At 52.2% G+C, this 21,604-nt stretch carries 20 protein-coding genes; 4 read left to right on the top strand and 16 right to left on the bottom strand.

What is annotated here, in order from left to right:
• Positions 1–4: 4 nt before the first annotated feature.
• The 5 genes from GYMC10_RS10145 to GYMC10_RS10125 are packed head-to-tail and all read right to left on the bottom strand — an operon-like array spanning position 5 to position 3,179.
• Positions 5–397, bottom strand: a complete 393-nt coding sequence (locus tag GYMC10_RS10145) for a DUF350 domain-containing protein (protein ID WP_009592598.1) — start codon at positions 395–397, stop codon at positions 5–7.
• A complete protein-coding gene (locus GYMC10_RS10140) occupies positions 394–1,068 on the bottom strand; it encodes a hypothetical protein (RefSeq protein ID WP_015734397.1) in 675 nt (224 codons plus the stop codon). Before GYMC10_RS10140 ends, GYMC10_RS10145 begins: the two co-directional genes overlap by 4 nt.
• Positions 1,069–2,268, bottom strand: coding sequence for a glutathionylspermidine synthase family protein (locus GYMC10_RS10135; protein ID WP_015734396.1), 1,200 nt, complete (start codon positions 2,266–2,268; stop codon positions 1,069–1,071).
• Positions 2,265–2,939 carry a hypothetical protein gene (locus GYMC10_RS10130; RefSeq protein ID WP_015734395.1) on the bottom strand — a complete coding sequence of 225 codons (675 nt, stop codon included), beginning with the start codon at positions 2,937–2,939 and terminating at the stop codon, positions 2,265–2,267. Before GYMC10_RS10130 ends, GYMC10_RS10135 begins: the two co-directional genes overlap by 4 nt.
• Positions 2,940–2,963: 24 nt before the next feature.
• On the bottom strand, positions 2,964–3,179 hold the full coding sequence (locus tag GYMC10_RS10125) for a hypothetical protein (protein ID WP_015734394.1): 216 nt from the start codon (positions 3,177–3,179) through the stop codon (positions 2,964–2,966).
• 330 nt (positions 3,180–3,509) lie between these two features.
• Between GYMC10_RS10125 and GYMC10_RS10120 the strand changes: the two genes are divergently transcribed.
• Positions 3,510–4,448, top strand: coding sequence for an NAD(P)-dependent oxidoreductase (locus GYMC10_RS10120; RefSeq protein WP_015734393.1), 939 nt, complete (start codon positions 3,510–3,512; stop codon positions 4,446–4,448).
• Between the two features lie 175 nt (positions 4,449–4,623).
• On the opposite strand, the gene GYMC10_RS10115 is transcribed toward GYMC10_RS10120, so the two are convergent.
• The 3 genes from GYMC10_RS10115 to GYMC10_RS10105 all read right to left on the bottom strand — a co-directional run bounded on the left by GYMC10_RS10115 (position 4,624) and on the right by GYMC10_RS10105 (position 7,611).
• The gene (locus tag GYMC10_RS10115) at positions 4,624–4,872 is read right to left on the bottom strand and encodes a glutaredoxin family protein (protein ID WP_015734392.1); all 249 of its coding nucleotides are present in this window, start codon (positions 4,870–4,872) and stop codon (positions 4,624–4,626) included.
• Between the two features lie 14 nt (positions 4,873–4,886).
• Entirely contained in the window at positions 4,887–5,765 is an 879-nt protein-coding gene (locus tag GYMC10_RS10110) for a hypothetical protein (RefSeq protein ID WP_015734391.1), read from the bottom strand.
• Between the two features lie 205 nt (positions 5,766–5,970).
• The gene (locus tag GYMC10_RS10105; protein WP_041621963.1) at positions 5,971–7,611 is read right to left on the bottom strand and encodes a cobyric acid synthase; all 1,641 of its coding nucleotides are present in this window, start codon (positions 7,609–7,611) and stop codon (positions 5,971–5,973) included.
• 337 nt (positions 7,612–7,948) lie between these two features.
• On the opposite strand from GYMC10_RS10105, the gene GYMC10_RS10100 reads away from it, so the two are divergent.
• Positions 7,949–8,923, top strand: coding sequence for a hypothetical protein (locus tag GYMC10_RS10100; protein WP_015734389.1), 975 nt, complete (start codon positions 7,949–7,951; stop codon positions 8,921–8,923).
• Here GYMC10_RS10100 and GYMC10_RS10095 read toward each other — a convergent pair.
• The 5 genes from GYMC10_RS10095 to GYMC10_RS10075 all read right to left on the bottom strand — a co-directional run bounded on the left by GYMC10_RS10095 (position 8,918) and on the right by GYMC10_RS10075 (position 14,596).
• The gene (locus tag GYMC10_RS10095) at positions 8,918–10,003 is read right to left on the bottom strand and encodes a Gfo/Idh/MocA family protein (protein WP_015734388.1); all 1,086 of its coding nucleotides are present in this window, start codon (positions 10,001–10,003) and stop codon (positions 8,918–8,920) included. The genes GYMC10_RS10100 and GYMC10_RS10095 overlap by 6 nt on opposite strands.
• A gap of 31 nt (positions 10,004–10,034) precedes the next feature.
• Positions 10,035–10,769: a ThuA domain-containing protein gene (locus GYMC10_RS10090; protein ID WP_015734387.1), complete on the bottom strand. Its 735-nt coding sequence runs from the start codon at positions 10,767–10,769 to the stop codon at positions 10,035–10,037.
• Positions 10,770–11,060: 291 nt separating this feature from the next.
• The gene (locus GYMC10_RS10085) at positions 11,061–12,680 is read right to left on the bottom strand and encodes an extracellular solute-binding protein (RefSeq protein WP_015734386.1); all 1,620 of its coding nucleotides are present in this window, start codon (positions 12,678–12,680) and stop codon (positions 11,061–11,063) included.
• 45 nt (positions 12,681–12,725) lie between these two features.
• Positions 12,726–13,646 (bottom strand): carbohydrate ABC transporter permease, encoded by a 921-nt coding sequence (locus GYMC10_RS10080; protein WP_015734385.1) that lies wholly within the window; start codon positions 13,644–13,646, stop codon positions 12,726–12,728.
• A 20-nt stretch (positions 13,647–13,666) separates the two neighbouring features.
• Complete coding sequence (locus GYMC10_RS10075; RefSeq protein WP_015734384.1) at positions 13,667–14,596, bottom strand: ABC transporter permease; 930 nt, start codon at positions 14,594–14,596, stop codon at positions 13,667–13,669.
• A 315-nt stretch (positions 14,597–14,911) separates the two neighbouring features.
• Between GYMC10_RS10075 and GYMC10_RS10070 the strand changes: the two genes are divergently transcribed.
• Together GYMC10_RS10070 and GYMC10_RS10065 are read left to right on the top strand one after the other, a co-directional pair.
• A complete protein-coding gene (locus GYMC10_RS10070; RefSeq protein WP_015734383.1) occupies positions 14,912–16,651 on the top strand; it encodes a sensor histidine kinase in 1,740 nt (579 codons plus the stop codon).
• Positions 16,648–18,270 carry a response regulator gene (locus GYMC10_RS10065; RefSeq protein WP_015734382.1) on the top strand — a complete coding sequence of 541 codons (1,623 nt, stop codon included), beginning with the start codon at positions 16,648–16,650 and terminating at the stop codon, positions 18,268–18,270. The genes GYMC10_RS10070 and GYMC10_RS10065 overlap by 4 nt, the downstream gene beginning before the upstream one ends.
• A 139-nt stretch (positions 18,271–18,409) precedes the next feature.
• Here GYMC10_RS10065 and GYMC10_RS10060 read toward each other — a convergent pair whose 3' ends face one another.
• The 3 genes from GYMC10_RS10060 to rbsC form a co-directional block, all read right to left on the bottom strand.
• A complete protein-coding gene (locus GYMC10_RS10060) occupies positions 18,410–19,474 on the bottom strand; it encodes a Gfo/Idh/MocA family protein (RefSeq protein ID WP_235201906.1) in 1,065 nt (354 codons plus the stop codon).
• Between the two features lie 227 nt (positions 19,475–19,701).
• Complete coding sequence (rbsB, locus tag GYMC10_RS10055) at positions 19,702–20,619, bottom strand: ribose ABC transporter substrate-binding protein RbsB (protein ID WP_009592597.1); 918 nt, start codon at positions 20,617–20,619, stop codon at positions 19,702–19,704.
• A gap of 15 nt (positions 20,620–20,634) precedes the next feature.
• A complete protein-coding gene (gene rbsC / locus GYMC10_RS10050) occupies positions 20,635–21,603 on the bottom strand; it encodes a ribose ABC transporter permease RbsC (protein ID WP_015734380.1) in 969 nt (322 codons plus the stop codon).
• Position 21,604 lies beyond the last annotated feature (1 nt).

Genomic DNA, 21,604 nt, shown 5'->3' with positions numbered 1-21,604 from the left:
CGGCCTAAATGATCAGGCTGCTGATCGCAAAGGCTGTGCCGATGAACACCATCGCCAGCAGGATGCCGATCGCTACGTTGCCCTTTTGCAGGTGCTCGGAAATTCGAAGACCCGGCGTCGCCAGCTCGAATACCCAATAGGCAACGATCAAGCATACATATCCAACGGCAAACCACAGTATCATATGCCATATCGATGAATTCGTATATGCCGATATGCCCAAAATAATGGCCGTTGCCATAAACTTGCCGCCGAATGCCAGACCAACCGCGACATTGCCTTTCTTCAGCTCTTCCATGTCGTTAAACCGGGTCATCCAGCTGAAAATCAGCATGCCCAGCAATTGAAGCACGATAATACAGATCACACTTATAACAATATTAATGACGACCGTCAATCCGCCCACCCCCGAAATTTTGCATAGGCCAAGTCGTAATCGGCGAAATCATGCACTTCCTCCAATACAACATCAACCGTGTCCTTCTTCTCCATTGCGGCATAACGCTTCTCGTCGATCGGCTGCTTGATCCGGTTGCCCGTCGGCAGCTCAACGACGGCAAAATGCCTGGTGTCTTTTTTGTACGTTGTTTTATATACCCCAACCAGCTTCACGTCGGTTTTGACGGTCACTTTCAGGTTGGCCAAATCCGATTCCGCCGTCTTTTTATCCTTGAACGACTTAAGGGTCTGCCAGGTCGATAACCGGATATCGTTACGCTGATTCGCATCCGTGGTCAGCTCGGCGTCCATGAATTGCAGCGTCCAAATTTTGTCCCCTGTAGCATAGTTGTTATCGTTAGGCAGGAGCTCGTTATCCGGCAGGACGGTCATGTCGCCGCCAATCAAATCGCCGACGGTCCCTTCAATGATGCGATAGTCCCAAGGCACGCGACTAGAGGTTGAAGATACTTCCTCCGATCCGGTATGGAACACGGTGGAGCTGCCGCCGGAGCATGCGCTCAGCGCTAAAACCAAAAGGGATAAGATAAGCACCGCCAGGACGACCGGAGGTTTCCTCTTTCCCTTCGGAGCACCGCTTTGCTGCCTTTTCTCTTGTTTCAACTGCATTTATTTCACTCCCATTGCGATAAAATGGCTCGAATTGCCCGTAATCAAACCGCCCGCCCGTCCCAGCAAACCGCATGGCATACCATTAAGGACGAACAACCCCGTCAGCAAATGAAATTCCCCTTCCGCCGTCTCGACGCGAGCCAGCTCGGCCCTCCTCTGATAGACCGTCGGAAACATGACGCTAGTATCATATCCGTCCTGATCCTCTACCTCGAGTTGTCCTGTCTGGTCGTACAGTTTGACAGAACCACCCTCTCGGCCGAACATCGACTTTGATACGAAATTGCCGGAGAACACCGGTTTGTTGTATGTCGGCAGCATATATTTAACGATCGCTTCACGTTCTTGCTCATCGAACAATAGGCCCAGCTCATACATGCCCCACATGGCGGCCAGCAAGCCTTTGGACTGCAGCAGAATGCTGTGCGGCGAGTTGAACAGCTGGAGTCGCCCCGTCTCGATGGCATAGGCAAGCGCATCCCCGCCATCATCGACGGACATCCATTCCTTCGGATAAAGAGCAAACATCCGGTGAATCTCCCGGCCTTCGCCGTCCTTCAGCATGCCTTCGTCCACCCATAGATCCAGACAATCCACCAGCTTGATATCCAGCCCGCTGTGCCGGACCAATGCTTCGATCGTGCCGGAGTCCTCCAGATGCTCGCCGTAAGCAATGCATGCGGCCGTATCCGGACGCTCTGCCGCCCACGCTTGTGCCACAAGCTCTTGCATCCGCTCATTGGGAGAATAGATGCCGGCCTGAGCGCACATCCACGGCGTTGCAATGGAAGCCTCAACATACCCTGTCGGTGTGTCCGCATTCAGCTCCAGCAGCTTGATGCTGCCGTCATGGGCAATCGCAAAGTCAAATCTGGCATACCGGCTGATCAACCCTTCCTCCGGCAGCGGACATTCGTCCAGCATCTGCCACAGAATCGGCGGAATGCCGATCAAGCTGTAAATATGATGGTTGCGATGGACGTAACGTACGGTTTTGTCCAGCGTCGCCCACAGTACCGCAGCGGCTTCTTCCAGCTCGCGATAGGTCTCTTGACGTATGGTGACGATTTGATCTATCCAGTAGGCTTCCCCTTCCAAATTCGCCCAGGTAAAGCCAAGCTCTGCGAGCTCCGATACCCGCCCATTCCGATTGGGGTCAGGCAGTCCCGAAACGGTAAACACGCTTTCGCGGCTCATCCGCCAAAACCGCCGGATCTGGAGCTGGATTTCGAACCCGAGGAGCTGAAGCCGCTGGAATTGCCGCCAATGCCGCCGGACTTGGACGATGTGGAGCGGCGCGTTATCGTTCCCGAAGAGGACGTTGAGGTCTTGGGACGGACATTGGAGTTCACCACCGGTTTGTTCTGGAACGTACCGCTCGAATACGTGCGGGGTTTGTAAGGCTTGCCGTTATTCGCGTAATATCCGCGATGATTGTTGTACCATCCGCTGGAGGAATAGTAGGAGCCGTTGTTGAACAGCATGTGGTAGAGCAGCAGATCATCCCAGCCGAAACCGGAATTGTAGCCGCCATAGTTATTGATTACCGTCGTTCCCCCGCCTGATCCTGCGGATGCTCCTACCGCCGGCTCTTCCTCGAATTCTTCTGCGCTAGGGAACGGGATGTTCCAGTCCACGTTCTTGTCAAAATACTTCTTTACTTCTTCCGTCGACCAGGATACCAGCTGCGGCTCTTCGGATGAGGTAACCGCTTCCGAAGCGAGATTCTTCGCTGCCGCGCCCGACACCAGAAACGCATTCGCCAACAAGGCGATGCCGAGCGAGCTTGACAAGACTCGAATCGGTTTGCCTTCCGGCGTCAGCCATTTGGAAGCGGGCTGGTCTTTTTTGTCTTTTTCATTACTCAAGATGATGTCTCCTTTCGGACAGAATTAATCGTTCCGCATCGGAACGAGCAGAAGCTCCAGTTTGCCCGTGTCCACGTTTAATCTGCCTTCGATCGTTTCATATTCCCTGCCGCCCGCGACGATATAATTCACGTGCTCCAGCGCAGCGACCATGTTCATCGTCCATGCCCGCTCTTCAATCTGCACCAGCTCACCGTCCGGTCTTTTTTCAAACAAAATAACGTTCATTCCATAATCCATGATGACAACCCCTTCCATTTAAAGCAGTGAGTATTGTTACGCATAATATTGGGAATCGTTTCAAAAATCTATGATGGGCTATCGGCGCTTGGACGAAAAATTTGCTGCAAAAAGACACAATCCATATAATAACATCGCTACTGATTATTTACACCTTCGAATTACCATTAAAAAACTCTTCAAAACGAACATTCTAGACGCGCAATGCCTGATTATTTACGTTTTATAAGGTGTAGCATCCATTTTCATGATCATCGTCTCTCTTGACATTATCACTAGTGTCATACTTTAGGATGGGTATCATCCCAAACCCAGAAAGGGGTTATACCGATGAATACAAATCCAAAGAGATTTTCTAATGGTAATCATCCTTACGATGCGCAGGCGGACGGCTCTATCCTTGGTCCGGTAAGCGTGATCGGATTAGGCGCCATGGGCTCCAAACTGGCCCGCACCTTCGTGAACAACGGATATGTCACCACCGTCTGGAACCGCACGCCTGAAAAAGCCGCTGAACTTGTAGGCTTGGGTGCCTCCGGCACTACGGACATCGCGGATGCCATCGCCGCCAGTCCCCTCTTGATTGTATGCGTACTTGATTATGATGCCGCCCGCCATATTCTTGAACCCATGAGGGAGAAGCTTTCCGGCAAGGTTGTCGTAAATCTGACAACCGGCACTCCCGAAGAGGCCCGCACGATGGGGACCTGGATGAGAACCCAGGGCGCCGAATATCTGGATGGCGGCATCATGGCCGTGCCTTCCCTGATCGCCACGCCTCATGCCGTCATACTCTACAGCGGTTCTCAAACTGCTTACGAAACATATAAACAGGTCTTAGAACGCTTAGGGACTAGTCACTATTTAGGCTCCGATCCTGCTCTCGCTCCACTGAATGACCTGGCACTGCTAAGCGGCATGTACGGCATGTTCGGCGGCTTCATCCATGCCGTGGCGCTTGCGGGCTCCGAGGGCACGAAGGCAGCGGATTTCACGACAACGCTGCTGATTCCGTTTCTGCAAGCCATGATCTTCACCATGCCGGAGATGGCAAATCAGATCGATACCGGAGATTATTCCGCCAAGGATGCGAGTCTGGCGATGCAAGCCGCTCATGACACCATCGGGGAGGTCAGCAGGGTACAAGGCGTCAGCGCCGAAACATTCGCGCCGATCTTCGAACTGATGAAACGCCGGGTAGAGGAAGGTTATGGCGGGGACGACATCGCCAGCGTGATTGAGCTGATCCGTAAGCGTCCATCGTCTTAACAGGAAGAAGAGAGCTATTATCGGCATCGGCAGGAACTGGCGACGACGTACGACCTGACCTGCGTCGAACTTTGGTAACTCATGCGAAGCGATTCTTTATCCTCCATATAAAGAAGCATGGATCATCCGGCGAGGACCGATCCATGCTTCATTTTTTTATATCCTTGAACCTAGCTTATTTAATCAATTCCCTGATTTCCTGAAAGTTATCGGCAAATCCGATAAATACGTTGTCGCCGATAACGATCGTAGGCACGATCTGTTTTCCCGTCAGACGTCTCACTTCTTCCGGATATTCCGGATTCTGCGTGCAATCATATTCCGTGTACGGAACCTGCTGCTCCTTGAAGTAACGCTTGGCATGATGGCAATCGCTGCAAGTGGGTATGGTGTAGATTTTCAATGGCTCTGTTATGTCGATCACTCCTCAAACAAAAATTATTTGATTTCAACAACAAAAGGCACGGTCATCACTTCACCTTGATGCTGAAATTGTCCCCAGATTTTGTAGATGCCGCTATGCGGAAAGGTAGTCGCAAACTCCGCATTGGGACCGGTGCTCGATTCGTCAAGAGGATGCACATGGATGTACTTCTCGGCGTCTGCGGACAGAATGACAACATGACCGACCGCGCCTAGGTAAGGCTCCAGATTGCTGATTCCCTGCTTCGTCTGCGCATCCTGAATATGATAGGTGAGCACGACCTCTTCATTCGATAAGGCATTGTTCAGGCTCAGTTCGATTTCCTTGCCGTTGACTTGTTTGATCAGGCTGGAGTCAGGCTCAATGGCCGAAGGTTCTCCTTCTTCTCCCTCCACCTGAACCCAATCGCTGAGCGTGCTCCCTCCAGCGCCCTTCGGCACGAAATCCGCAATCAATTTATATTCGCCGCCGGCGGGAAACGTGGTGTTCACGGTAAACTCGCCGTTCTCCTTGTAATCGGGATGGATATGGTTGAAAAATGACAAATCGCGATTCACGATGATCAGATGCAGCAGCTTCTCATGATTGACATCAAATTCCTGGACGGGTCCACCGTTGTTGTCCGTAATCTGTATCGTTAACTCTGTTTCGGTGCCTGCGCTTGCCGGTTCATTCCATGTAAATTCAGCCTGGTAGTTGTTCGAGGCCGTCTCATGCCCGCCTCCGTGCCCACTGTGCCCGTTCTCTTCCGGATTGACGGTTTCCTGATTATGGTTCCCGCCGTGGCCGTGGCCGCCTGTATCCGGGGCCTGCTTCGCATTACCGCATGATGTCATTAATCCAATTGCAAGTATGCTCGTTAAGGTTAGCACAGTACCCTTCTTATTCAACATGCGCTATCACTCCATTCATTGGATATGCTGTAAGATGACTTATCATCCGTTTCTGTAATTAGTATACCCCCCTATCCTATAATTAATCAACTTTTTTCTAAAATAGCACCTGATCCATTTGCGCTCTCCACGCAAATAACACCATGCCGCCGCATGGTGTTATCCTCCTATTCTTCACTATCGCCCAAACTAAAGGATCTATTCCTTATGGCTTTCGGTGCGTACAGCCGATGATTTCATAAATCTTCTCCATATCCACATGATTCCGCACGATGTCCGCCACACGGTTGTATTCTGCGAGTTTGCGTTCTTCCGCTTGGAACGTTTCACAAATGGCATCCAGTCCCTTATTTACCCGAATGCCGTTCAGCCAGGACCTGCGAAAGGCATCGTTGTCAAACAAGCCGTGCAGATAACACCCCCAGATGCGTCCATCGGCGGTGGCTAAACCTTCAGGATGTGCTTGAATATCTTCTCCGGCTTCCAAAGAATCCGCCGAATCTGCTTCAATCGAAAACAACGTTCGGTGTTCTGATCCGCCAGGCTCCGTGCTCCTTTCGGTGACGCCCATATGGATTTCGTAGGCCCCTATTGCCGAAATAGCCTTCGTATCCGATAAAACGAGCTTCAGAGGATGTTCCTGTGACAATTCCCCTCTTACGCGAACGGTCTTTTTTTTCTTAGAAAAAGCCGTCCGCATCGGCAGCAGTCCAAGTCCCGCCGCTTCCCGGGCGCTGCCTTCCACCGCATGCGGATCCGACAACCGCTCGCCCAGCATTTGATATCCTCCGCAGATGCCAACCAGCTGCACATCCCGCGTCTGCGTCAACCTTAATATCGCATCCGCCAGGCCCCGATCCCGGATGAACCCCAAATCGCTGATCGTATCCTTCGTACCGGGCAAAATGATGACGTCCGGCGTGCCGAGCTCATCCACCGATTGGACGAAGCGAACGACGACATCCCGCTCCCAGCGAAGCGCATCAAAATCCGTAAAATTCGAAATGCGCGGATACCGGATAACGACAATATCAAGGTCGCGTTTTTCCTGTCTTTGATATTGAAGCTCATCCAGCACTACGGAATCCTCGGCCTCGATTCGCATGTCCTGAATGTAAGGAAGGACGCCAAGCACCGGTATGCCTGTCCGTTCTTCAAGCCAGTCCAGTCCCGGCTTCAACAGCGCCAAATCCCCGCGGAATTTGTTGATGATGAACCCTTTGACCCTGGCCGCCTCATGGGGCTCCAGGAGTTCGAGCGTTCCTACAATCGAGGCGAACACGCCACCGCGGTCGATATCCGCAACCAAAATGACCGGAGAATCCGCCCATCCTGCCAAATTCATGTTCACGATATCCCGATCCTTGAGATTGATCTCTGCCGGACTTCCCGCGCCTTCCATGACCACGATATCGTACTTCTCCCGGAGCCGGTCCAGCGCATCCAATACGATCCCCTTGGCCTTCGGCAGAAACTGCGTCCGGTAATCCATCGCGCTCATCTGCATTTCGGGCACGCCGTGGATCACGATTTGGGAATGCATATCTTTAATCGGCTTGATCAGGATCGGATTCATGTCCGTTGTTGCGGCTATGCCGCAGGCTTCGGCCTGCACGCCCTGCGCTCTGCCGATCTCCTTGCCATCGAGCGTCACGTAGGAGTTAAGCGCCATATTTTGCGACTTGTATGGAGCCGTGCGATAACCATCCTGCAGAAAAATACGGCACAGCGCGGTCGTTACGATGCTCTTGCCTACATCCGAAGCCGTGCCCTGCAGCATGAGCACCGCTCCTTGTCCTTTCCCGTTCTTCGCGGGTGTTTCCCTTATGTATTCCGTTTCATTCATCTTCTTCACCCTTTTCCCTTACTTAAGCCGTTTACTCCCATCATTATAGCAAACCGTTTGATGAAGGAGTTCGACCTCATGAAATCAGAGAAACCCCCTTGAACTTTATCAATCTGAAAATGCTAGCTGTATATTGAATAGTTGCATAACAAACAAGCCGATCCGGTAGGATCGGCTTGTTTGTTATGCCTGTAAAATCAGACGCTGCCCAGGTATGCTCGCTAAGGGATAATATTATCATTATCAGGGATATATTCATCCACCAATATACTTTTTTAGTTAAATATGTATTATCTTGGTTAGGTGACTAGAGTTGGTTAAGGGAGGAACTTATTGAATGGTAATGCATTTCTCCAAGATTAGCAACATCTATATTCATGTCAAATGGTTCACGGACAATTTCGAATGGGTCCCTCTGCCCTTTCCCCGTATCGTTACGCTGACGTTCCTATTTTGGTTAGCGTTTACATTGCTGATCTTGTTGCTCACATGCGCATTACACGATCCCTTGGGAAAGATGCGGCCCGTCGTGCGAATCCACGGATGGCTGCACAGGCTTGGGCCCCACACCGAGGTGATTCTGCGTATTGGGCTGGCAATCGGGCTTGTGCTGCAGCTTCTGAGCGGCTCGTACCTCGCCCCCGAATTCCGAACCAATTCCATGTGGATCATCCTCGGCCTGTCCGCAGCCGCAGCGTGCCTTCTCTATAAACGCACCTTGCCGGTGAGCGGCGCCATCCTATTCCTGCTCTATATTCAGGCGTCCTTATCCTACGGTCTTTTTCATTCCATCGATTATTTGCTTTATCTCGGCATTGTTTATTACCTGTTTGTGTGCGGCACTCCCATCAAAAGATCGGCAGCCCCGGTCTTGTATATATGCACAGGCATGTCCCTCGCTTGGCTTGCCATGGAAAAGCTGACCATTCCCGAGCTCGCTTGCACGGTTATGGGCAGCTATGGACTTCCTACCTTCGGTTTTACCATTGAGCATTTTGTCATGATTAGCGCTTTTGTTGAAATCGGACTGGCATGGGCATTCATCGTAGGCATCATGAACCGGTTCACGGCACTGCTGGTATCCGGCATTTTTATTATGACAAGCCTTGTATTCGGTTACAAAGAAGTGATCGGCCATATGATCATTCACACGGTGCTGATCCTGTTCCTGATCGAAGGCACGGGGGAACTGCGTACCCCTTTTCAGTTCCATCGCTCGCCCGTTAAACGCGGATTGTTTGTGGGCGTTAACTTCTGCCTGTTTCTGTTCAGTTTGATGGCGCTCTATATTTGGATGGGCAAGACGTTATGACAAACTCTGAATCCGTTGGCCGATGGATTTGCCCAGCTCAACCACCGTTTTGGTCTCGCTTGACCTGACGACTGCATCCAGCACTTCTTGATTCCGGTAGCCGTCCATGAACCCGGGCACTCCGTCGGCAGGCGCTCCCCGCAATATCGCGGCAAAATCGGCATACTGCTTGACTTTGCAATGCTGCGGCACTTCCATTGCCGTTCTGGCGAGCTGCCCGGGCTCTTCTTCGCGAATCCACACCACCCGCTCCGGATCCAATGTGCTCGCGTGGACCGTGCCGTGGTCGCCATAAATGGACACTTCATGCTGATTGCCTGAACCGAATGCATTGCGTGACGTCTGGAATACGCCCATAATATCACCCTCCATCCGGGCCTGGAAGCTGGCAAAATCATCGACCTCGATCTTGGCCATGGCTCCCGTCACCGGGTCCCGGCGTTCCGGGATGATGGTATGTAGCTGGGCCGTGATTTCTTCGAACTCTCCAAACAGAAAACGGGCCATATCAATCATATGCGAACCGAGATCTCCCAGCGTTCCCGTCCCCGTGATGGCTTTGTTGTATCTCCACATGTAGGGAACCTGCTGGTTCGGCACGCCAAACCCCTGCAAATACTGAATGGAGAAATGACGGATCGTACCCAGCTTGCCCGTACGGATAAGTTCCCTGGCATAACGAAAAGCGGGCGTATATCGGTACGTAAATCCGATCATGGCGGGAACGGGCTGTTTCTCATACAGCTCCAGCAAGGAGATGGCTTCTTCGAAGACTCGCGTGAATGGTTTTTCCGCCAAAAAAGGCTTGCCGGCTTGCAAGCATGCGCTGATGATATCAGCGTGCACGTTGTTGGGCGTGACCGAAATGACGGCATCGACGTCAGGATCATCAATTAAATCCTTGAAATCCGCATAGCGTTTCCCGTCCTCGATCCCCAGCTGATCGCCTACTCTGGCCACCGCTTCCCCGTTGACGTCGCTCACGGCCACAAACTGATAGACTTTCTCTGCATTCATCCAGCGGATGTGCTCCTGCGCCATCCCGCCCAAACCGATTAAGCCGATTCGAAATTTATTCATCGTTAGAACACTCCTCATATTAGGTCTCTCATTAGGATTGTGCGACAGGAGCGATGGGCGCCACCCGCCCGTAAGCCGTTTTAGCTCCTTCAACTGGAGCGGCCCAGAACACGCCATTGGTAATCACCTGCAGAATTTCGGGCTGGTGGTAGACCGGAAACATTTCGTGGCCCGGACGAAAATAAAACAGCTTCCCTCTGCCGCGCCTGTAACAACACCCGCTTCGAAACACTTCGCCGCCTTCAAACCAGGAGACGAACACAAGCTCATCCGGCGCCGGAATTTCGAACCGCTCTCCATACATTTCTTCCCGCGGAATCTCGATATATTCACTCAGCCCACGTGCAATCGGATGGCTCGGTTCAACGATCCATAAACGCTCGATCTCGCCGTCGTCGCGCCACTTCAGCATCCCGGTGTTCGTGCCAAGGAGCCTGGAGAAGATTTTGGATCCGTGACCGGAATGCAGAACGATCAATCCCATGCCGTCCAGCACCCGCTGCCGAACCTTCTCGACGATGTCGTCGCGGACCTCGTCATGTGCCAGATGGCCCCACCACAGCAGTACATCCGTGTTCGCCAATCGCTCATCGGTCAATCCGTGATCCGGCTCATCCAGTACGGCGGTGGCTACTTCCAAACCTTCCACCTGTTCGAGATGATCCGCTATCGCACGATGAATCCCATTCGGATATATGCCGGCTACCTGTTCATTATGTCTCTCATGCCGGTATTCATTCCATACCGTGACTTTGATGTTTCCCATGATTGCTGCCTCCTGAGTTCCCTAGAAGTCGATTCAATAAAAGCTTAATCATCACTTCGAATGCGGATCATACTTACGATCCCTGTTGCCCCCAGATTTTTTTGCGCTTTGTTATATGGTAAAAATCCGGGGACAAAGGGGACCGCTTCGCTTCTCCAATATGATTCCGCCTTCTCCGTTGAAGTCTGATACATGAATACTGATCACAATCCTTTTTCATCCCATGTCAAAATCACGCTGCCCCGCAGCATTTCGATCTGCGGGGCAGCTCATGACGCTTGCCGTCAATCCTTATTTGACGCTGATATACCGCTGATAGGCTTCCTTGCGGATCTGTACCAGCCGCTCCAGTCCCATATCGTTCAGCTTCTTGACGTACGCGTCCCATTCCGCATCGATATTGCCTTCGGATATCCATTTTGCGCGGGTCGTGCCGACAAAGCCATCGATATCCGTAGTCAACGTAGGCAGCTCCTGGAATTCTTCGGCGCTGTACATGACGTTCGGGAACGGCGTCGTCACGTAATCGCTGCCCAGCTTGTCGATGACCAGCTTCAACCCGTCGCCCGTGGTCTCATCCAATATGATGTTTTTCTCGAAGCTCGGGCTTACGTACTTGGGACCGAAATCCCTTACGGATTGCTCCCAGTACCAGGCATCCGCACTCGTTCCCTCCGGCGGACTCATGAGCGTAAACGTGCCGTCGTCGTTCTTCTGAATCACCGTGCCGATAGCTCCCCAGAAATTCTGGATGCTTGCTTCATTGGTGTAGAACTGATCCGCCCAGCGGGCCGAAATTTCCGGATGCTTGTTCGACGTGGTGATGAGAAACTCGTTTCTGCGCAGGCTCATGCCCTCAGGCTCGCCGCCCTGGTACCGTTTTCCGTCAGGACCGGCAATGGATGGAATCGCGATGTATTGATCCTTCCATTTTCCGAATACCGCGTCCGGTACCCATTGGTTGGAGAACCCGATCAGCGCCGCATCCGGGTTCTGATGTTTTGCCGTGGACATGGTGCTGTCCTGCGTGAAGATCTCTTGGTCTATGAGGCCTTCGGCGTACAGCTTATGGGCCCACTTGATCGCTTCTTTGTAGTTCTCCGTCACCGGATAGAACACGGGCTCGTTATCGATGACCATCATGCTGTTTCCGTTGATGTCGGTGATGCCGAACGGATTCAGCAAATCGATGCTGATGTTCCCCGATCCGCTGACCGGAATTTCGTCGGCCTTGCCGTTGCCGTTCGGATCCCCTTCTTTAAACGCCTTGAACACCTCATACAGCTCGTCTGTGTTGTCCGGGACGTCCAATCCGAGTGCATCGAGCCAGGTTTTGTTAATGATCGGCTGGATCGACGCTTTCGGCCTTGACGGCAGCCGCGCCGGCAAGGAATAGATTTTCCCGTCCGGGAAGGTGCTCATCTTTTTCATTTCGGGCGTTTCTTCCAGCGCCGCCTTCAGGTTCGGCATGTATTGATCGATGTAGTCGTCGAGCGGACGGAAATACGACAGGTTGTTGACGATGTCGGAATCGCTGAATACGATATCCCCGAAAATGATATCCGGCAGCGTACCGCTCGCCAGCATGATCGATTTTTGCTCGCCCCAATCATTGGAGGACATGATCTGCCAATTGATTTTGACGTTGGTCTCCTTCTCCAAATCCTTGAGCCACTGGTTCTGGAGGAACGTATCCCCCATGTTGCCCCAGCGAACGGTCAGCACGTCCAGCGTAATCGGTTCATTCACGATCGGCAGGCCTTCTTTGTTAAAAGCGGCTTCGGCATCCGACTTGGCGTCCTCCTTCTTGCCGCCGCTGCAGCCCGCCAGGTTCAACAGCAGGATTGCGGCCAACATGATGACGGCAGCCACCTTGAGGCGATGTCTCCTCTTTGCATGGTTTGTTCCCATTCCACCATTCCCCCAATACTTATTTTTCATCAATTCATCGCGGTGTTACGACTTGACGGCTCCGATCATCACCCCCTGATTGAAATACTTTTGCACAAACGGGTAGATGCACATGATCGGCACCGTGGCGACGATAATGACCGCATAACGCATAATATTGGCCAGACGCAGCGCAATGGCCGCGGCTTCCCCGGTACCCATGGCGGACTGCATCTGGTTGGTGACCAGAATATTGCGCAGTATGAGCTGCAGCGGGTACAGATTCGAATCTTTTAAATAGATCAGGGCGTTGAAATAAGAATTCCAATGACCCACGGCCGTCCATAAGGCGATGACCGAGATGACCGCTTTCGAAAGCGGAATCACGATGGTCACGAAATACCTGAGATTTCCGCAGCCATCCAGCTGTGCCGCCTCCCATAAATCCTCCGGGATGCTGCTCTGGAAAAAAGTCCGCGCCACGATGATGTTGAAGGCGGCAACCGAGAACGGCAGCACCATAACAAGAAACGTATCGTACAGCTGAAAATCGCGGATCGTCATAAAGGTCGGAATCAAACCGCCATTAAAAAACATCGTAAAAATAAAGAGGAGCGATATATACTTGCGGCCTACGAGGTCTTTTCGCGAGAGCGCGTAAGCTGCAGATATGTTAACCACCAAGCCGATGGCGGTACCCACGATCGTATACACAATCGTATTTCGGTACCCAATCCATATATTAGAGTGCTTCAGCAATTCTTGATAGCCTGCCAGCGTAAAATCCTTGGGCCACAGCCATACCTGTCCATTCGCGACCGCGGCCGGCTCGCTGAACGAAGCAATGATGATGAAGTACAGCGGGTAAATCAGCACGATCAGCATCAAGACAGCGAATACATACAGGCCGATCTCCAGCACTCTGTCGGAAGATCGGGTATTCCTCTGCCTTGGCGCTGTCTTCTCTCTTATTTCCACAACGCCCATAGAACCCTTCCTCTCTTGTGTTACCACAAACTGTTTTCGCTGTATTTTTTCGAAATCTGGTTAACCAGAATCAACAGAACAAAATTAATGATTGTATTAAACAGATTAATCGCCGACGAGAAGCTGTATTGGCTGCTCAGCATCCCGATTTTGTACACATAGGTGGAGATGACCTCGCTGGAGGTAATATTGAGACTGTTTTGCATAAGGTAAACCTTCTCGAAGCCGACGCCAAGCAAGCTGCCGATCCGCAGTATAAGCAAGGTCACGACCGTAGGCATCAGCATCGGGATATCGATAAACCGGATTTTTTGCCACCGGCTTGCCCCGTCCATTGTAGCCGCTTCGTACAAGCTGGGGCTCACCGCAGATAATGCCGCGATATAGATAATGCTGTCCCAGCCCGTATGCTGCCACACATCCGACCATACATACACGCTGCTGAACAAGCCGGCCGAGCCCATCAGGTTCGGCGCTTCGGCGCCGAAGAGCCGGAAGATATTCCCGATCAATCCCGAGCCCGGCGAGAACAGAATCAGCATGAGTCCCACCATCACGACCGTCGATATAAAATGCGGCATGTAGGTTACGGTCTGGAAGAAGCGCTTGAACCAATTCTGGCGCATTTGATTGACCATCAAGGCCAGCATGATCGGAATCGGGAACGTCGCAACGCTGTATAAGCTGATGACCAGCGTATTCGTTATGGTGGTCGAGAATTGATAGGAGTTAAAAAACTTCTCGAAATACTTCAGGCCGGCCCAGGGGCTGTCCATAATCCCGAGAGCGGGACTGTAGTCCTTGAATGCGATCAAAATGCCGTACATCGGCACGTAAGAAAACAACAAAACCAGCACTACCGCAGGCAGCAGCAGCAAATACAGGCCCCAATTCTTTCTGATCCGCCCGAGGGTTGGATGTGTGGTTCTATTCAGTTGGCCTGCTTTCAAATCGATTCCCCTTTCTGTTCGCGTCGTCGTGAATCCGGTATGTCACGTAAGCAATTTCAGTATACTGCGATCCGGCGTCATGATTTGGACCTCATGATGCGCTATCCGGACCTTTGCCTTGTCCATTTCGCCGCCGTCCCCGCGTCCTCCGCTCAAACATGCCGGTATTCGGACTTTCCGATGTGTTATCCGGACTTTATGGAAAATGCCCGAGCGTTCGCTCCTGTTTTTTTCGACGTTTCCATTTATAATATCCTTACCGATATAAAAACGCTTTCATAATATAAGCGAACTGAAAGGAATCACGGCATCCCTATGGTTAAAGCACTGAATAACAAGCCTTATCCCATCCGTCACTATGTGAAAATCATGCTCTTCATATCGATCTTTGCCCTGGTGGTGGATCTGGTGATCAGCTTCGCCTCCATCTTCATCGTGAAGCAGCAATCCACCCGCTATTTGCAGGATACGGCGAATCTGTACATCCGGCAGATCAATCATGACTTCTCGTATATCAACCATTATATGGGCTGGACGCTCGCGAACGACGAAAGCGTCAAGATCATGGATACCCCCGGCACCGATTACGTGGATTACATTAAGTCGAGCGAAAGAGTGCATAAACGGTTTAATGAGCTTCAAAAAAACTATGGGCAAGAATACAACTTCTTCTTCTATTTAAAAGATCAGGATTTCTTCCAGAACTATGCCCCCATGTCCCTGTCGTATACGGAGTTCCAGGAACTGAAGGAACAGATCGTCTCCCTCACGGATTCCAAAAACGTATACGAAACGTTCTACTCGAACTGGAACCCGATCCTTGTGCAGGACACGCACTACGTCATCAACATCGTGCCCTACCACAACCGTTACTTGATCTGCCTCATCTCTGCAGACGACCTGGTCCGGCCGCTCCAGGAACTGGATTTGGGCGAGGACGGGTTCGTCTCTCTGGTGGATGCCCAAGGAGCAGCCCTTACGAGCCCAGGTGCCGGCGAAGCGGGAGCCAAGCCGCTCGAAGGAGCCAAGGCTTCCTTGTTCAGCCTGTCACAGCCGCGGACTACGGTCACTGAGGGATTCTCGAATGCCTCCTTCAACGTGCAGCTGGTCATCCAGTTCGGCGTGTTCGAGACCATCATGATCGCCCAGCTGCTCATTATGCTGCTGTTCGTGCTGCTCACTTGCACGCTCAGCGTGGTCATGCTGTATTTCAAGAAGAAGGTGTTAAAGCCGATTCAGAATTTCTCGGAAAACGTAAGGCGCATCCACGAGGATAGCGAAAATCTGGATTTCATGAGCAGCGAGATCATCGAGCTCGAGCAGGTGAACTCCCAATTCAAACACCTGATCGAACAGATCAAGAAATTTAAAATCGATATTTACGAGCAGGAGCTCGAAAAGCAAAGAATCCAGCTCGATTATATGAAGCTGCAGATCAACCCCCATTTTTTCCTGAACTGCTTGACGAACATCTACAGCATGGCGCAAATGCAAATGTTTAAGGAAATCGAATATATGTCGCTGTCCACATCCAAATATTTTCGTTACATTTTTCAGAGCGGCGATAACCTCGTGCGGCTTGAGGACGAAATCGAGCACGTCCGGATTTATCTGGAGATTCAGAAGCACCGCTACCGCGATGCCTTTTCTTATCATATCGGGTATGAACAAGAGCTTGCCGGCCTCACGATTCCCCCCCTGGTGCTCCAGACCTTTATTGAAAACGCGGTGAAATACGCCGTATCCAGAGATCAGGTGCTGCAAATTCGCTTGACCGTCAGTTTGCGGGTGGAGGATGATAAGCCTTATGCGGTCATCCGGATCTCCGATACCGGTCCCGGCTTTCCGGAAGACGTATTGGATAAGCTGGCAAACGGCAAGCCGCTGGATCAAAGCGAAGGGAAACACATTGGGATCATGAACACCCTTCAGCGGCTGGAGCTGCTCTACCATCATCGGGCGCAGGTGGAATTTTCGAACCCGGAAGGCGGCGGTGCCAGCGTCGCACTAACGCTTCCCCAGCCATTGCAGGAAAGGAGAGGAGACATTCGATGAATGTATTGCTGGTTGATGACGATTATTTTGTCGTGGCCGCGCTGGAAAAGAAGATTGATTGGAAGGCACTCTTGATCGAACAAGTCCATACCGCATACAGCGTGGCGCAGGCAAGGGAGATTCTGCAGAGTCATTCCGTTCAGATCCTCATTTGCGACATCGAAATGCCGCAGGGCAGCGGACTGGAGCTTCTCGCCTGGATACGCGAGGAACAATACGGCATACAGACGATTTTCCTGACCAATTACGCCGATTTCAACTATGCGCAGAAAGCGATTGAGCTGCAAAGCTTCGACTATTTCCTGAAGCCGATTGAATTCGATAAGCTCAGCCTCATCATCTCCAAGGCCGTGTACAAAGCTAAGGAACAGCAAAGCGATCAGGAGGCGATACAGGACGGGCAGCTGTGGAAGAAAAACCAAAAAAAGCTGCAAGAGCACTTCTGGAGCAAGCTGATCAAGGAAAAAAAAGCTTCGTCGGACCGGGTGGCCATCGCCGGGTATATCGCGGAGCAGAATCTGTCCTATGCGTTGTCGGATCTGTTTCTCCCCCTGCTGATCACGATCTTTCCGTATGATCAAAGCTTGGGCAAAGAAGACAAGGACCTGTTTGATTACGCGTTTCTCAACGTGCTGTCCGAATTGTTCCAGGATCCGCTCTTTACGGTCGAGACCGTCATGGAGTATAGGGATTACGAATGGATGGTCGTGCTCAAATGGAATCATCCTCCGGATACCGCAGTCATTGAATCCATCTGCACGTCCTTCATCGAGAAAGCCAACCGGTTCCTTCGGAGCGATGCGTGCTGCAACGTATCGGTTTCGGCGGCTTTGGAGGGGATCAACAAATCCATACGGGACCTGCTGCAAATGAACGAGGACATGATCAAGAAGCGCAACCAGATCATGTTTCTGGAACGGCATTCGCTGCAAGAAGCCGCGTATACCCCTCCCCCGCTTCAAGACTGGGAGGCGCTGCTTGCCGAAAACAACCCGGCCGCCTTTCTCGAAGAAACTCGCCGGTACCTGCAGAATTTGGCCAAGAGCGGCGTCCACAGCGCTTCGGTGCTGCGTTTATTCCGCTTGGATATGGTGCAGCTCGTGTACTCCTACCTGAAGGGCAAAGAGATTCAGGCTCATAAGCTATATACCGGCAAAACCAATGATCAGTTATTTCTGCAGTCGTTAAACTCGATAGAAGACATGGAAAAATACATGGCGTATCTCGTCCGCACGGCAGCCGAATATCACGCTTACGCCGGCCATTCCCATACCGTGGTGGAGGAAATCAAGCATTATATCGGGTGCCATTACGGGGAGGAGCTGACGCGAACGACCCTGGCGGAAATCGTCTTTCTGAACCCGGATTATTTGGCCCGCGTCTTTAAGAAAGAAACGGGCGTATCTTTAGGCACTTATATCATTCAGGCCCGCATCCGGGCGGCCAAACATCTGTTGGAGTCGACTCCGTTGTCCGTGTATCAGATTGCGGCGAAGGTCGGATACGCCAATTATTCCTACTTCTCGAAGCTGTTCAAGCAGGATACGGGATGGGCGCCCAGCGACTATAGGCGGGTGCTGCAAGGCGGAGGCAGCGGGAAGGTGGATCACGCCAAATGACCGCAGCATGCACTGGCAATCCATGAAGAATGGGCGAATCAACGACGTCAACATAAAAAGTACCGCAGCCTCAAGCATAATCGCTTGGCGGCTGCGGTACTTTCTTTACGATATTCAATAAGTGCTGTCCTTCGTCAGGTCATGCAGGGTAAATGTCGAAATCCTTCAGCGTTTCGCCCGTTCTGGCCGATTCAAACACCGCTTCGATCAGGTTCAGGACGCGCAGCACTTCCTCGTTCTTGACGATCGGTTCTGCCTCGCCCCGGGTCACGGCCGCAAAGTTATCGAAGAAGCTGCTGGATTGACGGTATGGCTCCGGCAGGGCACCCGTAATGGTAGCTTCTTCGGAAGGAGGGGCCATCGTTTTGGTCAAGCCTACCCCGGCTTGAATCGGCTTCGGCTCCACTTTCGCGGCATCCTGGTTCCGGGTAACGACTCTTCCGTTTAACGACCAGTCCTCAATAATGCCGGTTCCCTCGGTTCCTTTGACGTACCAGCGTGGAAGCGTAATGAAATTCGTCGTTCCCACTTCGATCAGTACCGATACGCCGTTCTCGAATTCGATGACCGATTCAAAGCCGTCATCCACCTCATCGCCCAAAATAAAGCTCAAGCGGCTGCTCAGGCTGGTCATCCGGCTGTCCACCATGAACAGGATCTGGTCCAGCAAATGCACGCCCCAGTCCAGCAGCATGCCGCCGCCGTGGGCTTCCAGATGGCGCCAGTCGCCCGGAATGCCGTTCGCCCCGTGCACCCTGGATTCGATACGGAACAAATCGCCAATCGTCTTTTCGTTGTACATTTGCTTAATCGTCAGGAAGTCCTCGTCCCAGCGGCGGTTCTGGTGAACCATCAGCACCCGTCCGGCCGCATCGGCAGCGGAGACCATGTCCTTAAAGTCGCTTACGGACAAGGTTACCGGCTTCTCGCAGATGACATGCTTGCCGGCTTCAAAAGCCTGAAGCGCCAGCTCCTTATGCACGTCGTTCGGCGTGGCAATGAGCACCACGTCAACCGCGGCATCATTCAATACCTGCTCGTAGCTCTCGTAGGCAGAATACCCGTCCTCCCGGGACGCCTTCCGGCGCTCTTCCAGAATATCGTAGGTTCCGGTCACCTCAAGAAACGCGTTGTCCTTAATCAGCTTGGCATGGTAGCTGCCCATTCCGCCGTAGCCCACGATCACGATCGCTTGTTTTCTTATTTCCGTCGTCATAGATACATAGCTCCTTTTTTACATCTAAGCAGTAAACGCATACACAACCATTATACTATCATATGCGAAATAACTGTTCTCTTTTACGATATTGTATTCCTGCTGCCATCGCAAGGCTGTGAGTTACATCGCAGTCCGTAATGGAATGAACAGGATGGCAAAAAAAAGCGTTACCCTGCTGCTATCGCAGGGTAACGCTTCTTGATTTTCGCGAATTATTCCTTCACGACCAGCTTCAGCGGTGCCGCGATATTCGCTTCCACCTCTTTGCCCTGCAGCACGTCCTTGGCTGCGCCGACGGCGAGCTGACCGATCAGTTCGGGCTGCTGGGCTACCGTTGCCGTCAGATTGCCGGCTTCGATGGACTTCAGCGCATCGTCGTTGCCGTCAAAGCCGATGACCATGATGTCTTTGCCCGAGCTTTGAATCGCTTCGATTGCGCCCAGGGCCATTTCGTCATTGTGGGCAAATATCGCTTTGGCGTCCGGATTGCCCTGCAGCAGATTTTCCGTCACGGTAAGACCTTTGGTCCGGTCAAAATCCGCCGCTTGCTTCGCGACCACGTTCAGCTGCTCATCCGCAATATCATGGAAGCCCTTGCCCCGTTCGCGGGTCGCGGAAGCGCCCGGAACGCCTTCGAGTTCAATGACCTTCGTATCTTTGCCCAACTGCTCCACGATATATTCGGCCGCCATTTGTCCGCCCTTCACGTTATCCGAGGCGACCAGCGCAGCGACCTCGCCTTGATCCGCCGAACGGTCCAAAGTGATGACCGGTATGCCCAAACTGTTTGCCGTTTGAACCACGGTCGAGATCGCGGACGAATCCGTCGGGTTAATCAGCAGTGCATTGACGCCCTGCTGAATCAGGTCGTCGACGTCATTGCTCTGCTTGGCAGAGTCGTTCTGCGCGTCAACGACAACGACCTCCATTCCCTGCTTCGCCGCTTCGGCGACGACGCCATCCTTCAAGGAGACGAAGAACGGGTTATTCAAGGTGGAGATGGAAAGACCGATCTTGATGTCTTTGACGTCTCCGCCGGTTTTGGGCTTCGCCCATTCCGGCGGCTCCAAGGAACAGCCCGTGATGAAGATCAGCATGAGTGATACGAGCAGCAAAGTTGTTTTTTTCATCGTTCATTCTCCCCCTTAAGCCGATTTTCTACGGTCGAGCAGTACGGCAATCGCAATTACGACACCTTTGACAACCATTTGATAGAATGAGTTCACGCCGAGCAGGTTGAGCCCGTTGTTCAGAATTCCGATAATCAGCACCCCGATCAGCGTGCCGACAATCCGGCCGCGTCCCCCGGTCAGGCTTGTGCCGCCCAGCACGACGGCTGCGATGGCATCCAATTCATAGGAGGTACCCGCTGTCGGCTGCGCGGAATTCAAACGGGAGGTCAGAATCGCGCCTGCCAGCGCGGACAGCATCCCTGCCAAGGAGTAGATCATAATCTTCACGCGCGGTACCTTAATGCCGGATACAAGCGATGCTTTTTCGTTACCGCCGATGGCATACGTTTTGCGGCCAAACGACGTTTTATGCAGAATGACCCACAGCACGGCAAACGTGATGATCATCGTAATGGCCGGCACGGGAATGCCCAGCAAGTATCCGCGGCCGAACAATTGGAATACAAGGCTGTCGCCAAGCCCGGTAATCGGATTACCGTTCGTATAAACCAGCGTAAGTCCCCGGAATATCGTCATGGTAGCCAAGGTGGCGATAAACGGCGCCATTTTCCCCTTGGTGATCATGAGACCGTTGATCATGCCCATCACGCCGCCAAGCGCAACGCCGATGATGATCGAGAGAATCGGGTCAAAGCCGGCCACCATCATATTGGCGACAAATGCGCTGGATAGCGCGAGAATCGAACCGACCGACAGGTCAATGCCGCCCGTCAGGATAACAAACGTCATACCAAAGGCAATCAGTGCGTTAATCGATACCTGACGCAGCAGGTTCAGAATGTTAAGCGGTTCCAAGAAGCTTGGATTCAGGACGGAAACGATGACGATCAGAATGATCAGTCCGAGCAGCGGACCGAGCTTTTGCGTCAAACCTGAGACCTTGAACCCTTTTCCCGCCTTGGCATCGTTAATAGTTGTCATA

Source organism: Paenibacillus sp. Y412MC10 (assembly GCF_000024685.1).
GTDB classification, from domain to species: domain Bacteria; phylum Bacillota; class Bacilli; order Paenibacillales; family Paenibacillaceae; genus Paenibacillus_AQ; species Paenibacillus_AQ lautus_A.
Note: the sequence above shows the minus strand (reverse complement) of the source record. Positions and strands in the feature narration are given on the sequence as shown.